Annotated in this window: 12 protein-coding genes, 1 other RNA gene and 1 other annotated feature; of the genes, 12 read left to right on the top strand and 1 reads right to left on the bottom strand. The window is 49.2% G+C overall.

The genetic code is table 11. The features are described from left to right. Nucleotides 1-20: 20 nt before the first annotated feature. The 10 genes from recJ to EXW93_RS11100 all read left to right on the top strand — a co-directional run bounded on the left by recJ (nucleotide 21) and on the right by EXW93_RS11100 (nucleotide 12,228). A complete protein-coding gene (gene recJ / locus EXW93_RS11145; RefSeq protein ID WP_174316466.1) occupies nucleotides 21-2,330 on the top strand; it encodes a single-stranded-DNA-specific exonuclease RecJ in 2,310 nt (769 codons plus the stop codon). Then, nucleotides 2,309-2,827, top strand: a complete 519-nt coding sequence (locus EXW93_RS11140; RefSeq protein ID WP_023468928.1) for an adenine phosphoribosyltransferase — start codon at nucleotides 2,309-2,311, stop codon at nucleotides 2,825-2,827. The genes recJ and EXW93_RS11140 overlap by 22 nt, the downstream gene beginning before the upstream one ends. A gap of 141 nt (nucleotides 2,828-2,968) precedes the next feature. Further along, complete coding sequence (locus EXW93_RS11135; protein ID WP_174316465.1) at nucleotides 2,969-5,167, top strand: RelA/SpoT family protein; 2,199 nt, start codon at nucleotides 2,969-2,971, stop codon at nucleotides 5,165-5,167. Nucleotides 5,168-5,181: 14 nt separating this feature from the next. After that, nucleotides 5,182-5,631, top strand: coding sequence for a D-aminoacyl-tRNA deacylase (gene dtd, locus EXW93_RS11130; RefSeq protein ID WP_174316464.1), 450 nt, complete (start codon nucleotides 5,182-5,184; stop codon nucleotides 5,629-5,631). Between the two features lie 45 nt (nucleotides 5,632-5,676). Continuing rightward, nucleotides 5,677-5,898, top strand: a binding site (T-box leader). Nucleotides 5,899-5,940: 42 nt separating this feature from the next. Continuing rightward, a complete protein-coding gene (gene hisS / locus EXW93_RS11125; protein ID WP_023468925.1) occupies nucleotides 5,941-7,221 on the top strand; it encodes a histidine--tRNA ligase in 1,281 nt (426 codons plus the stop codon). Next, nucleotides 7,218-8,984: an aspartate--tRNA ligase gene (gene aspS / locus EXW93_RS11120; protein WP_174316463.1), complete on the top strand. Its 1,767-nt coding sequence runs from the start codon at nucleotides 7,218-7,220 to the stop codon at nucleotides 8,982-8,984. The genes hisS and aspS overlap by 4 nt, the downstream gene beginning before the upstream one ends. 62 nt (nucleotides 8,985-9,046) lie before the next feature. Next, nucleotides 9,047-9,631: a DNA-3-methyladenine glycosylase gene (locus tag EXW93_RS11115; protein WP_023468923.1), complete on the top strand. Its 585-nt coding sequence runs from the start codon at nucleotides 9,047-9,049 to the stop codon at nucleotides 9,629-9,631. Between the two features lie 290 nt (nucleotides 9,632-9,921). Next, nucleotides 9,922-11,106: a DASH family cryptochrome gene (locus EXW93_RS11110; protein WP_075642576.1), complete on the top strand. Its 1,185-nt coding sequence runs from the start codon at nucleotides 9,922-9,924 to the stop codon at nucleotides 11,104-11,106. A 74-nt stretch (nucleotides 11,107-11,180) separates the two neighbouring features. Next, a non-coding RNA gene (gene ssrS / locus EXW93_RS11105) (6S RNA) lies at nucleotides 11,181-11,370 on the top strand. A gap of 93 nt (nucleotides 11,371-11,463) precedes the next feature. Beyond that, nucleotides 11,464-12,228: a tRNA threonylcarbamoyladenosine dehydratase gene (locus tag EXW93_RS11100; RefSeq protein WP_023468920.1), complete on the top strand. Its 765-nt coding sequence runs from the start codon at nucleotides 11,464-11,466 to the stop codon at nucleotides 12,226-12,228. A gap of 11 nt (nucleotides 12,229-12,239) precedes the next feature. Here the strand turns inward: EXW93_RS11100 and EXW93_RS11095 are convergent, their stop codons facing one another. Further along, complete coding sequence (locus EXW93_RS11095; protein ID WP_047393656.1) at nucleotides 12,240-13,577, bottom strand: replication-associated recombination protein A; 1,338 nt, start codon at nucleotides 13,575-13,577, stop codon at nucleotides 12,240-12,242. Nucleotides 13,578-13,637: 60 nt separating this feature from the next. On the opposite strand from EXW93_RS11095, the gene cymR reads away from it, so the two are divergent. Beyond that, nucleotides 13,638-14,045, top strand: coding sequence for a cysteine metabolism transcriptional regulator CymR (gene cymR, locus EXW93_RS11090; protein WP_029342236.1), 408 nt, complete (start codon nucleotides 13,638-13,640; stop codon nucleotides 14,043-14,045). Nucleotides 14,046-14,058: 13 nt separating this feature from the next. Continuing rightward, nucleotides 14,059-15,186, top strand: coding sequence for a cysteine desulfurase family protein (locus tag EXW93_RS11085; RefSeq protein ID WP_174316462.1), 1,128 nt, complete (start codon nucleotides 14,059-14,061; stop codon nucleotides 15,184-15,186). Nucleotides 15,187-15,191 lie beyond the last annotated feature (5 nt).

The following is a 15,191-nucleotide window of genomic DNA, read 5'->3' as shown; positions in this document are numbered from 1 at the left end:
AGTTGATTGGAGGGTTTGAGATGTACCATGCTAAAAAAACATGGCTTGATAAAGTCATCGATTCAGAACAAATCGAACAATTGACGGCGGATGGCACAATCTCACCGCACGTCGCACAACTACTTGTCCAACGGGGATTCACGACTCGTGAAGCTGCCCGTGATTTTTTAGAGACCGATCAAATGGCATTTCATGATCCATTTGCTTTCAAAGACATGCCAAAAGTCGTCGAACGGATTCAACGTGCCGTCGACGAGGGCGAGATGATTTTGATTTACGGTGATTATGATGTCGACGGCGTGAGTTCCGCTGCGATTCTCTGGCATGCCTTGATTGAAATCGGAGGAATGGCAGAGTGTTATATCCCGAACCGTTTCACGGAAGGCTATGGACCAAACGAAGCCGCGTTTCGCTGGGCGGCAGAAGAAGGGTTCAGCCTCGTTATCACGGTCGACTGTGGGATTTCCGGCATTCATGAAGCCGATGTCCTAAAGGAACTCGGGGTCGATTTAATCATCACCGATCACCACGAAGCAAAAGAAACGTTACCTGATGCCTTTGCCTTAATTCACCCAGGTGTCGATCCAGACTATCCGTTCTCGAAGCTTGCTGGGGCAGGTGTTGCCTTTAAAGTCGCACATGCACTCCTTGACCGTGAACCCGTCGAGTTACTCGATCTTGCGGTGCTCGGAACGATTGCCGATCTTGTGCCGCTCGTCGGAGAGAACAGGTTGCTTGCGATCCGCGGCATCGAGGCGCTGAATGCGAGTGAACGCCCGGGTATCCTTGCGTTACGTGACGTTTGTAGTTTGACGGAAGACGAACTGACGGAAGAATCAGTCGGATTTGCATTCGGTCCGCGGATCAATGCGGCAGGTCGTCTTGATTCGGCGATGCCAGCGCTTGAGATGTTACTAGCGGAAAGCAAAGATGAGGCACTTCATCTCGCGAAACAACTCGACCAACAAAATAAACAACGTCAAGATATCGTCAAGCAGATTGCGGAGGAAGCAACGGCGCTTGTCGAAGAACGTTTTAAAGATGACCGCGTACTCGTCGTCGATGCGGCAGATTGGAATCCAGGTGTCGTCGGGATCGTCGCCTCGCGACTCGTTGAAAAATACCATCGTCCCGTCATCATGCTGTGTCATGATGCTGAAAAAGGAACAGCGAAGGGTTCTGGACGATCGATTCCAGCCTTTGATTTATTCGCTGAACTGACGAAATGTGAAGACATCTTGCCGCATTTCGGAGGACATCCGGCTGCTGCCGGCATGACGCTCTCTTCCGATGACGTCGAGGCGTTACGTCAACGTTTGAATGAACAAGCAAGTACGTTGCCGGACGATGCCTTCATCGCGACAATCGATGTGGATCTACGTCTACAGGTCAGTGATGTGTCGATTCAGTTGATTGAAGATATTCAGCGATTGGCACCGTTCGGGATGGGAAATCCCGCACCACGGATCGTCATCGAGCAAGCGAAGATCCGTGACATGAAACGGATCGGTCGTGACTTGACGCATGTCAAAGCACTACTATCAGGCGATGGGAAGGAACTCGATGCGATCGGCTTCGGCTTCGGCGACCTTGTCGATGAAGTCTCGACCTTATCGGAGATTCACTTGATGGGCAGTCTGAACATCAATGAATGGAATGGGTTCCGTAAACCACAATTGATGATTCAAGACGTCGCTGTCGAAGATGTCCAAGTGTTCGATTACCGCGGCGGTAAGCGGCCGCTGAGCGAACTATTCGCCTTACCGCATGAGACGACGACATTCGTCGCCTTTACCGATGAGGTGAAAGAGAAGTACGCGGAACGTCCGTTGAACGGTCCGATTCGTCAAAATATCGTTTTCCTTGATCTACCGGAAGAAGAAGCAGCATTTTATCCATACGTGCAACAGGCAGAGCGGATTTATTGTGCCTTTAAGGACGAGGGATATTATTTCGAGACGATTCCATCGCGGGAGGACTTCAAGCATTACTTCCAGTATTTCGCGAAATGTCCGCGTGACGAGCTCCGGATCGGTCTTGTACGTTTGTCGAAATCGCGAAAATGGACGAAACGATCGATTAACTTTATGCATTCGGTATTCTCGGAACTTGATTTTCTTGTTACAATGGAGGACGGGCTGCCGGGTGTAAACCCAAATGCTGCAAAACGAGATCTGACGGAAGCTCCGACGTACCAGCGTCATGAAGCGCGTCAAGAGCTCGAGCAACAATACATTTATTCGTCACTCGCTCAGTTGAAAGAGCGTTTTGATACTTTGGTAGAAGCGGCGAAGCAGGAGGAAAAGACATGGAGTTCAAACAGCATATAAAAGAGGTCGAAAACTGGCCGAAAGAAGGAATCAGTTTCAAAGACATCACATCACTCATGCAGAACGGACCAGTATACAAACAATCGGTTGATGCACTTGTCGAATATGCACGCAGTAAAGGTGCTGATGTCATCGCGGGTCCGGAAGCACGTGGATTCGTAGTTGGTTGCCCAGCCGCTTACGCGATGGAAATCGGATTCGTACCTGTCCGTAAAGAAGGAAAATTACCACGTGAGACAGTCCGTGTCGAGTATGGTCTTGAGTACGGAAAAGACGTCTTGACGATGCATGAAGATGCGATTCAACCAGGACAACGCGTCGTCATCCTTGACGACTTGCTTGCGACAGGTGGTACGATCGAAGCGACGATCCAAATGATTGAAAAATTAGGCGGAACGGTTGCCGGAATCGGATTCTTGATTGAACTCGATGGTCTTGGTGGACGTGAGAAACTCGAAGGATACGACGTTCTTTCATTGATTCGTTACGAAGACTAAAGCATATATACTCTCTTGGTACATGGTGACCAAGGGGGTATTTCTTTTTATTTTGACATCTTCTCAAGATTTCACGATAATAAGAACTATATATTAGGGATTCCGTTGCAGACGATCCCGGGGACTGGGTGAGGAAAAGGGATGACAAACAAACAAATCGTAAATGTAGAAGACCTTCTCGCTCGATGTGTGGAATACATGACGCAAGCTGAAGTCAAAGACATCGAACGGGCTTACCAATTCGCGAAAGACGAACATGATGGGCAATTCCGCCGTTCTGGGGAACCCTACATCATTCATCCGGTACAAGTTGCCGGTATCTTAGTCGATATTGGTTTGGATGCAACGACAATCGTCGCTGCGCTTCTTCATGATGTCGTCGAAGATACGGACATTACACTCGAAGAATTAACGGAACGATTCGGACCCGACGTCGCGATGCTCGTTGACGGCGTCACGAAACTCGGGAAAATCAAATATAAATCGAAACGCGAAGAATTGGCTGAGAACCACCGGAAGATGTTCATCGCGATGGCAGAAGACATTCGCGTCATCTTGATCAAACTGGCTGACCGTCTGCATAACATGCGAACGTTGCAACATATGGTCAAGGAAAAGCAGGTGCAAAAGGCAGAAGAGACGCTCGAAATCTTTGCACCGCTTGCGCATCGTCTCGGGATCTCGACGATCAAGTGGGAACTCGAAGACATCAGTTTGCGTTATATCAATCCACAACAGTACTACCGGATTGTCTCAATGATGAAACAAAAACGGACGGAACGCGAAGCGCTAGTCAGTTCGGTCATTGAAGAGGTCAACGAAGTACTCGATGATGTACAAATCGCAGCGGAAGTCGATGGACGTCCGAAGCATATCTATTCCATTTATAACAAGATGCAAAACTCGAAAAAAGAGTTCAGCGAAATTTATGACTTGATGGCTGTACGCATCATCGTCGATTCAATCAAGGACTGTTACGCTGTTCTCGGAATCATTCATACGCAATATAAACCGATGCCGGGACGTTTCAAGGATTATATCGCGATGCCGAAGCCGAACATGTATCAATCGCTGCATACGACGGTCATCGGACCGAAAGGCGAGCCGCTCGAGGTCCAAATTCGGACACGGGACATGCACTTTATTGCCGAGTACGGGATTGCCGCTCACTGGGCGTATAAAGAAGGCAAGGAACAGGAAGCGAAATCAGGCTTTGAGGATAAGATTGCCCATTTCCGTGAAATTCTTGAGTTACAGAAGGATACGGCGGATGCTGAAGAATTCATGGAATCGGTCAAAGTCGATTTCTTTAGTGACATGTTGTACGTCTTTACACCAAAAGGCGACGTCATCGAATTGCCAAAAGGCTCTGTTCCGATTGATTATGCCTACCGGATTCATACAGAGATCGGTCATCGAACGATCGGAGCGAAAGTCAACGGACGGATGGTACCGATTGATTATAAGCTGAAGACAGGCGACATCATTGAAATCGTCACATCAAAACACAGTTATGGTCCAAGTAAGGACTGGCTCAAGATTTGTGTGTCGAGTCAGGCGAAGAACAAGATCCGTCAATGGTTCAAACGTCAGCAACGCGAAGAGAACGTCTCTAAAGGACGGGAACTGATCGAAGCGGAAGTCAAGAAACTCGGATTCGAGCCGAAGGAAGTCATCAATGAGAAGACGCTCGAAGACGTGACGCGGAAGTTCAACTTCGCGCAAGAAGAAGACATGTATGCTGCTGTTGGGTATCATGGTCTGACCGCTGCCCAAGTCGCGCATAAATTGACGGAAAAGTTACGCAAAGACAAAGAGTCCAAAAATCTTGAACTGAACGAAGCCATCAGTGAGATGAAGACGTTTGATCGTCCGAAGAAGGAAAATCCAGAAGGCGTTCGTGTCAAAGGAATCGATAACATGCTCGTTCGCATGAGTCGTTGTTGTAATCCAGTACCAGGGGACGATATCGTCGGGTATATCACACGTGGACGGGGTGTCTCGATTCACCGGACGGATTGTTTGAATGTCATTCATGAACAAAATCCAGAACGCTTGCTCGAAGTCGAGTGGGAACACGAAGGCAAAGCCGTTAAGAGTTATAACGTCGAAATCGAAATTTCTGGATTCGACCGGGCTGGATTATTGAACGATGTCCTGCAGTCGGTATCTGCGACGAATACGAACATTGTTGCCGTCAGCGGGAAAGGCGACGACAGTAAACAAGCCAAAATCACGATGACGATCGCGATCAACAACGTCAACCATTTACAAAAAGTCGTCGATCGGATCAAACAAATCTCTGACGTGTATGCTGTGCATCGCGTCATGATGACGTAAGGAGCGGATGAGTCATGCGAGTCGTATTACAACGAGTCAAAGAAGCAAGTGTCACAGTCGATCAGGAGGTCATCGGTCAAATCAAGCAAGGTTTTCTCTTGCTTGTCGGTGTCACGCACGAAGACACGATCGATCAGGTGAACTGGTTAGCTGATAAAATCGCAGGACTCCGCGTGTTTGAAGATGAAGAGGAACGGATGAACCGCTCGTTGCAAGATGTCGACGGTCAGATTCTATCCGTCTCGCAGTTCACGTTGTATGGTGATGTCAAAAAAGGACGTCGCCCAGCGTTTACGGAAGCAGCGAAACCGGATGTTGCCAACGAATTGTATAAAGCGTTCAATGAACGTCTTCGCGCGCAAGGACTGACAGTCGAGACAGGTCAGTTCGGTGCGATGATGGATATCGCGCTCGTCAATGATGGACCGGTGACATTGATTCTTGAAAAAGAAGCAAACGCTTGACAGGAACCGAGAGACGAGGCAATATTAGACGTAACCAAATGATTCATACGACCGAAGACGAAGAGGAGTAATCAAGACCTCGTCTGCTTAGAGAGTCGCCCCTTGGCTGGAAGGGCGAACAGACGAACTCGATGAAAGACCCTTCCGAGGTATCTTCCTGAACCGATAGTAGGGAAGGTCGTACGCAGGCGTTAACTGCACCGAGTGGTCAAATGTGATTTGACAACCAGGGTGGTACCACGGGATCTTCAAGTTCTCGTCCCTTTGCGGACGAGGACTTTTTTGTATTCAAAAAAGGAGGAATTTGAGATGAAATTACCACGCGGTACGTTTGATGTCCTTCCAGGAACAGTCGAACGCTGGCAGTACATCGAGCAACAATTACGTGACATTAGTAAGCGTTACAACTATAAGGAAATCCGGACGCCGATTTTTGAGGAGACAGAACTCTTTAAACGTGGCGTCGGTGAGACGACGGATATCGTTCAAAAAGAGATGTTCATGCTTGAGAAACGCGGAAAAGACCAGTTGACGTTACGTCCAGAAGGAACGGCTGCTGTTGTTCGTTCATTCGTAACGAACAAGCTGTTCGGTTCACCGAACCAACCGACGAAATTGTTCTACATTGGACCGATGTTCCGTTATGAACGTCCGCAAGCAGGTCGTTTCCGTCAGCTCCACCAATACGGAGTCGAAGCACTTGGCAGTGAACAACCAGCGATCGATGCGGAAGTCATCAGTCTCGCGATGAGCATCTACCGTTCATTTGGATTGAAGCACCTTAAGCTCGTCATCAATACACTCGGGGATAACGAAAGTCGCGCCGCACACCGGGCAGCACTTGTCGATCACTTCAAACCGGTCGTTCACGAGTTATGTCAGGACTGTCAGAACCGTCTCGAAACGAATCCACTTCGTGTCCTTGACTGTAAGGTCGACCGCGATCACCCGAGCATGGCAACAGCACCATCAATTCTCGATTACTTAAACCCGGCATCAAAAGCTTACTTCGACGAAGTATTGCTTCACTTAGATGCACTCGGCATCGAGTATGTCGTTGATCCAACGCTCGTTCGCGGAATCGATTATTACAATCACACGGCGTTCGAGATCATGTCAGAAGCAGAAGGCTTCGGAGCAATCACGACACTATGTGGTGGTGGACGATACAACGGTCTCGTCGAACAAATCGGTGGACCGGCAACACCGGGAATCGGATTCGGAATCGGCATCGAGCGTTTATTGATGGCGCTTGAGAATGAGAACGTCTTACCGGCAGTCGATGATCAAATCGATGTCTTCATCGTCGCGCAAGGCAGTGACGAAGTCGAAAAGACAGCAACACGTCTCTTACAATTGATGCGTCTCGAAGGACTTGTCGCCGATCGGGATTATCTCGGTCGGAAGTTCAAAGGACAATTCAAAGCAGCCGATCGCTTGAAAGCACGCTACACGGTCATCCTCGGGGATGAAGAAGTCGAGCGTGGTGCAGCGGCGCTGAAGAACATGGCTACAGGGGAACAGACGGACGTTCCGTTATCAGCAGTCGCTGATACGATCGTCGCGAAATTAAAGGAGGAAGCACAATGATCGGACGCACGCATATGAACGGTCAGGTGACGGAAGAAGTCATCGGACAACACGTTCAACTTAAAGGATGGGTTCAAAAACGACGTGACTTAGGAGGATTGATCTTCCTTGATCTCCGCGACCGGAGTGGTATCGTCCAAATCGTCTTCCAACCGGAAAACGAGCAGGCACACCGCCTTGCAGAATCAATTCGTTCAGAGTATGTCCTCGATATCAAAGGACACGTCATCGCACGTGAGAATCCGAACCCGAATATTCCGACTGGGCAAGTCGAGGTCGTCGCGGATGAAGTCGTCATCTTGAATGCAGCGAAGATGACACCATTCCCGATCAGTGAAGAAGCAGAGCAGACGTCAGAAGATTTACGTCTTAAATATCGTTATCTTGACTTGCGTCGTCCGTCGCTTCAAGAGACATTCCGTCTTCGTTCGAAAGCATCGAACATTATGCGGAACTTCCTCGATGAGCAAGACTTCTTGGAAGTCGAGACACCAATCTTAACGAAATCAACACCAGAAGGCGCACGTGACTATCTCGTTCCGAGTCGTGTTCACCCAGGTGAGTTCTATGCCTTGCCACAATCACCGCAATTGTTCAAACAATTGCTGATGGTGTCTGGTTTTGAACGGTACTTCCAAATTGCACGTTGTTTCCGTGACGAAGACTTACGGGCAGACCGTCAACCTGAATTCACGCAAGTCGACATCGAGACGAGCTTCATGGACATCGAAGACTTGTATGCGATGATGGAATCGATGATGACGCGTGTCATGAAGGAAACGCTTGGTAAAGATATCGTGACACCGTTCCCACGGATGCCGTACGCGGAAGCGATGAGCCGGTATGGTTCGGATAAACCGGATACACGCTTCGGTCTCGAATTGATTGATGTCGCGGAAGCCGTCAAAGGGGCAGGATTCAAAGTATTCGATATGGCACTAGAAGCTGGTGGCGAAGTTAAAGCCTTGAACGTCAAAGGTGCAGCAGAGCGCTTCTCGCGGAAAGATATCGATAAGTTACAAGAATTCACGGCGATTTACGGTGCAAAAGGTCTCGCGTGGGTCAAAGTGACAGGGGACGGACTGAACGGTCCGATCGCGAAGTTCTTCGACGAAGAAGCAGCTGCTCGCCTGACAGCGGCGACAGGTGCGGAAGCAGGCGACTTATTGTTGTTCGTCGCAGCAAAAGCATCGATCGTAGCAGACAGCTTAGGTGCGCTCCGTCAGAAATTAGCGAAGGAACTGGACTTGATCGATGAGTCGGTCTTCAACTTCCTTTGGGTGACGGACTTCCCACTCGTCACGTATGAAGAAGAAGAAGGTCGTTTCTACGCGAACCACCACCCGTTCACGATGCCACGTCGTGAAGATCTCGAATTGCTCGAGACGGATCCTGGAAAAGTCCTCGCCGTCGCGTACGACCTCGTCTTGAACGGATACGAGCTCGGCGGTGGATCACAACGGATCTACGAACGGGATATCCAAGAGCGGATGTTTAAGTTGCTTGGCTTCACAGAAGAAGAAGCAAACGAGCAGTTCGGTTTCTTGATGGAAGCATTCGAATACGGAACACCACCACATGCGGGGATCGCACTTGGTCTAGACCGTCTCATTATGTTACTCGCAGGACGTTCAAACTTGCGTGATACGATTGCCTTCCCGAAAACAGCATCAGCAAGTGATCTGTTGACGGCAGCACCAAGCCCAGTCTCGGATGCACAATTAAACGATCTCTCGATTCGAACAGCGGTCAAACAATCTTAAGATACGACAAGCGAATCTTCCGGTATGGGAGATTCGCTTGTTTCATGAAGGAGGATGAACGGATGGAACGACACTTTTTTGAACGGTCTCCGGTTGAAGTCGGTCCAGACTTCTTAGGAACACAGATCACAGTCGATGAGGTGACGATGCGGATCGTCGAGGTCGAAGCCTATCTCGGTCCTCACGATCAAGCAGCGCATTCGTTTTCCGGAAAACCAACGAAACGGACGGCACCGATGTTCGGTCCACCGGGGCATCTCTATGTGTATTTCACATATGGGATGCATCACTGCATGAATATCGTTTGTGGACATGAAGGGGAAGGATACGGATTATTGCTACGAGGTGCGGAAATCATTAGTGGGCACGATCTCGTCGCGGAACGTCGTTTTGGTTGTTCCTACGCAGAGTTGACAGCGGCGCAACGACGCAATCTCGTCAATGGACCGGCGAAACTGTGCCAAGGATTCGGTCTAACGACAGCTGATTCGGGACAGGATCTTTATCAAGACCGTTTCCGACTTGTTGCTGACTCGGTCGACGCGGTCGTCCAGACGACACGGATCGGTATTCCGAATGCAGGAGAAGCGACAGCCTATCCATGGCGGTTTTATGTAGAGGCGAGTGAAGGGGTAAGTAAACGTTAAAAAATGGACGCTCCGATAAGGAGACGTCCATTTTTTATTTAGGGTTGTTGATTGATTTTTTCGACTGTTGCTTTTTATAGAATTTATAGACGATTGGACCAACCGTCGTTACGAGCGTCATTAATGTTCTGAGTTTACCGCGTTTTGCTGCCATTGATTCATTCACTCCTCTGATTTGTTGTACTAATCATATTCCACGAAAACAACGTCTTAAAACCTCATCGGCACATCAAGTGGTTTTCTATCTACCTTGGTCGGGTCATAGTATAAGGAGAAGGGAGTCGATCAATATGGGAGCAGTCGTTTGGTATCGTCATGATTTACGTGTCGATGATCATGAGGCACTTCGGAGTGCGTGTGAAGAACAGGACGTCATTCGTGCCGTATACGTCAAAGACCAAAAGAAACGCGATTTTAAAAGAGGTACACAACAAGCACGGTTCGAACAAGAGACACTTGATAACTTAGCGGGCCATCTGTCTCAAATCGGGATTACGTTAGATATAGTAGAAGGGGAGACAAGTGAGGCACTCGATTCTTATCTGCAAGCGGATGATACCGTCTATTTCCATAAGATGACCGGAACAGAAGAAGCGACAAGTGAGCAGTATATCGAAGACAGATATACCGTCCGCTCTTTTGAAACACAGACGTTACATCGTCGGGAAGATATCGGAAGTGATGAATTAAAGCGCGTCTTTACGGCATTTCGAAAACGGGTCGAGGCGAAAGGGACCTTCTACGATCCACTCGATCCACCAACCGGTATTCAGCTAATAAAAGAGGAATCAGTTGAAGCGGCCCCAGAGACCGCGTTCCCATTTCGGGGAGGCGAATCAGCGGGAAGGGCACGCCTTCAGGAATATCTCGCCGAGCCCGTATTCACCTATAAAGAAACACGGAATGGGTTCTTACGAAATGATTCTTCGAAGTTGTCTGCCTGGCTAGCGAACGGTTCACTCTCACCGCGCCGCGTCATGGCTGAATTACAAGAAGCCGAGCGAAAACAGGGAGCGAATGAATCGACGTACTGGTTGTATTTCGAATTGTTATGGCGTGACTTCTTCCATTTGACGATGCGTGAGACAGGAAGCCGTCTGTTCCGTGCGAGCGGATTACAAGAAGGTCAATACACGTGGAAGGCGGACCAGCTGGCTGTCGAACGCTGGATAGAAGGAAAAACTGGTGTGCCATTCGTCGACGCCTTCATGAACGAGATTCGCGAGACGGGATGGATGTCGAACCGCGGCAGGCAGATCGTTGCCAGTTATCTAATTCATGAATTAAAGCAGGACTGGCGCATCGGAGCGCGATATTTCGAACAGCAATTGATCGACTATGATGTCGCTTCGAATTATGGGAACTGGGCGTTCATCGCGGGTGTTGGGAATGCAACACGCACACCACGATTTGATCCTGCATTCCAACAACAACGATATGATCCGAATCAACACTTCACGAAACGTTGGACCTGAAAAAAGCATCTTTTTCTGGAGTGGGAAGTAGTTGCATTTCAGAGGGGAGGATGCTATATTAAATGCATCAGATGGGGTTCCTGAATTGTACGAGAGCCGCCTTTTATCTTTGAGCCACTCTTTTTTGATAGGGAGTTTGACGTTCCAACTAGTAGTACATGCCTCGTAACACAGCAGGAGGACGTACGAATAGGAATCGGATAAGACACCCACCTGCACAGCAGGTTCAAAAATAAGGTATCGACACGGCACTTCGGGTCCCATCGTCTTATTATTTTGTTGTTTGACACGTCGCATGACGTTTTTTTTTATGATATAATTCCGAGTAAAACAGTATGAGTATTGTGAGGTTATGAGATGTTACATCAATTTTCGCGTAATGAATTAGCAATCGGTAAAACTGGACTTGACGCATTGGCATCCAAGTCCGTCGCTATTTTGGGCATCGGTGGTGTTGGATCGTTCTCAGCAGAAGCGCTTGCCCGCAGTGGTGTAGGTCGTTTGATTCTTGTCGATAAGGACGATATCGACATCACGAACGTCAACCGACAAATCCATGCTTTGCTTCCGACGGTTGGTCAACCGAAGGTCGATGCGATGGCAGAACGTCTTGCGTTAATCAATCCGGATCTTGAAATCGTTCGCTTGAAGATGTTCTACAATGAAGAGACATTCGAGTCGTTCTTCGAACAGCAACCGGATTATGTCATCGATGCATCGGACACGGTCTCGTTCAAGATTCACTTGATTCAGGAATGTAAGAAACGTAACATTCCAATCATCTCAAGCATGGGGATGGCGAACAAGATGGATCCAACACGCATCAAGATCGTTGACATCAAAGATACAAGTTATGATCCACTAGCGAAGGTCATTCGGACGAAACTTCGGAAAGCCGGCATCCATAAAGGTGTTCCTGTCGTCTTCTCCGATGAACCGCCCGTTAAGATCATCGAAGAAGTCCGTCAAGTCGTCGGAAACGATGCGGCTGCAATTCGTAAGGCAAAGATGCCGCCAAGTTCAAATGCGTTCGTTCCATCAGTTGGTGGATTGATCGCAGCGAGCTACGTCATCAACGAGATCGTCCGTGAAGCCGGCGTGACGATCGAACGCGTTCGTTAAAAAAAGCGACCTTATGGTCGCTTTTTCTGATGTGTGGCTGTTTGTTTGTTCCAAAAATCAAGTCGAGCTTGCAGTTGTTTCTCAAAACCGCGTGGGCTTGGACGATAAAAGACCGGTTTTGTCCGGGCAAGGTTCTCCGGCCAGTAATTCTGTGGCACATAGGCATGTTCGAAGTCGTGCGGGTACTGATAGGTGACGCCATTCCCAAGTGCCGCTGCCCCCGGATGATGGGCATCGCGCAAATGTGGCGGTACCGGACCGCCGTCTGAACGGCGGACGAGTGTCAATGCTTGATCGATTGCTGAGATGACAGCATTCGATTTCGGTGCCGTCGCGAGATATAAGACGGTTTCAGCGAGCGGAATCCTTGCTTCAGGGAAACCGACGTACTCGCACGCGCGTGCGCAGGCATCGACCATCAATAACGCTTGCGGATCAGACAGACCGATGTCTTCTGCCGCATGGACGTAGAGACGCCGTACGATGAAGCGCGGACTTTCGCCAGCTTCAATCATGACAGCGAGCCAGTAGAGCGCAGCGTCGGGATCGGAACCCCGAATCGATTTGATGAAGGCGGAGATGACATCATAATGCCGATCGCCGTCCTTATCGTACTTCAATGCTTTTTGTTGAATCGATTCCTCGGCGACAGCGAGATCGATCGTGATCTGACCATCGATTTCCGGTGTCGTTAAGACGGCGAGTTCAAGTGCATTCAATAATGCCCGGTAATCGCCATCCGACAACTTGACGTAATGATCGATCGCGTCATCCGTGATCGTGATCGGATATTTGCCAAGACCACGTTCTTCGTCTTTTAGGGTCCGGTCGAGGACGATTCGTAAATCGTCTGCTGTCGGGGGCTCGAAACGAAAGACTGTTGCCCGCGATAACAGAGCGGCGTTGACCTCAAAACTCGGATTTTCAGTCGTCGCCCCGATCAACGTGATCGTACCTGCTTCGAGCGCTGGCAGTAAGGCGTCTTGTTGCATCTTATTGAATCGATGGATCTCATCGAGAAAGAGAATCGTTTTTTGATCCTCGAACTGAAGACGGGCTTCGGCCGCTTTTAGAATTTCCCGTAATTGTTCCAGTTTCGCTGTGACCGCGTTCAATTGCTCGAACGCTGATTTCGTATAACTGGAGATGACACGCGCGAGCGTCGTCTTACCGGTTCCGGGTGGACCGTAAAAAATGACGGTTCCGAGACGATCGGCTAAGATGGCACGCCGCAGGAGCGTCGTCTCTCCAATCAGATGGCGTTGTCCGACGATTTCATCCAGATTCTGCGGACGCATTCGATTCGCGAGCGGTCCGGCAGGTGACTGGGATTCAAATAAATGTGCCATACACATACGCTCCTTCCACTTTTAGCTACTACTATACTAGAAAGGGTGATCCTTCGCATGATGAAAATCTCGACGAAAGGGCGATATGGTCTGACGATCATGATCGCACTCGCGAAAGAAGCTGAATCTAAACCATTATCCCTAAAAAAAATCGCGCAGATGTATGACCTATCTGAGCATTATCTTGAACAGTTGATTGCCCCCCTTCGTAATGGAGGTCTCGTCAAAAGTGTACGCGGTGCTTACGGCGGGTATAAGCTCGGTCGTGAAGCGCAAAACATCACAGCGGGTGAAATCATCCGCCTGCTTGAAGGACCACTCGTCGTCGTCGAAGGCGATGCGTGTGACGAGGTCACAAAACGCAAACTGTGGGATAAAATCCAGCAAGCAGTCGATCAAGTACTCGATTCAACGACGCTACAAGACTTAGCGGAAGAAGAAGATACAGGATACATGTTCTATATTTGAGAGGTGAAAACGAATGAATTACTTTGACCACTCGGCGACGACGCCGATGCGTCCGGAAGTCCTTGAGGCGATGACGCCTTATTTGCTCGAACAGTATGGCAACCCATCTAGTGTCCACGCGGCTGGTCGGTCTGCTCGGGCAGCAATTGACAAAGCACGCCGGCAGATCGCACAAGAATTGAACGCGAAACCAACCGAACTGATTTTCACGAGCGGTGGAACGGAATCGGATAATTATGCAATCTTCGGTGCGGCTGAGGCGGCGCGTGAAAAAGGGCGTCATCTCATTACGACACGGTTTGAGCACCATGCTGTTTTGCATGCGTTCGAAGAGCTCGAAAAACAAGGCTATGACGTCACGTATCTCGATGTTCCAGATACAGGCGTCGTCTCAATGGCTGCTTTGCAAGAAGCGGTACGGGATGATACGACACTCGTCTCGATCATGTTCGGCAACAATGAAGTTGGAACGATTCAGCCGATTGCGGCATTCGGTCAATTTTTACGAGAACGCGGTATTTTGTTCCATACGGACGCGGTGCAAGTGTTCGGAAAACAAGCAATCGATGTCGAAGCGTTACAGGTCGATCTCTTATCCGCGTCTGGTCATAAAATCAATGGTCCAAAAGGAATCGGATTGTTGTATGTACGGACTGGTGTGAAGTTAGCGCCTCAAACGTTCGGAGGAGAACAGGAACGCAAGCGTCGCGCTGGTACGGAGAACGTACCGGGAATCGTCGGTTTAGCGAAAGCGCTCGAACTGATGATCGCAGAGCGCGATCAACAACAGGACCACATCAAACAACTGCGCAGCGTTTTGCTAACACGATTGGATGAAAGTGGCGTCACTTACGAAGTCAACGGCGTTGAAGGATTGCCGAATGTCCTCAATCTTTACTTCCCGCACATTGAAATCGAACCGTTCCTGATCATGCTTGATATGCGTCAAATGGCCGTATCGAGCGGGAGTGCATGTACGGCAGGATCCGTCGAACCTTCGCATGTCTTATCGGCGATGTATGGCGAAGATGAACGGACACGAGCATCGGTCCGCATCAGTTTTGGTCACGGAAATGAGCTCGCGCAAGTCGAACTACTCGCACAAGCCTTGCAAGATGTCGTAAAATCGTTTCAGAATTAACTAAG

Source organism: Exiguobacterium sp. JMULE1, assembly GCF_013337175.1.
Lineage (GTDB): Bacteria > Bacillota > Bacilli > Exiguobacteriales > Exiguobacteriaceae > Exiguobacterium_A > Exiguobacterium_A indicum.
This window is presented reverse-complemented; position numbering and strand designations above follow the sequence as displayed.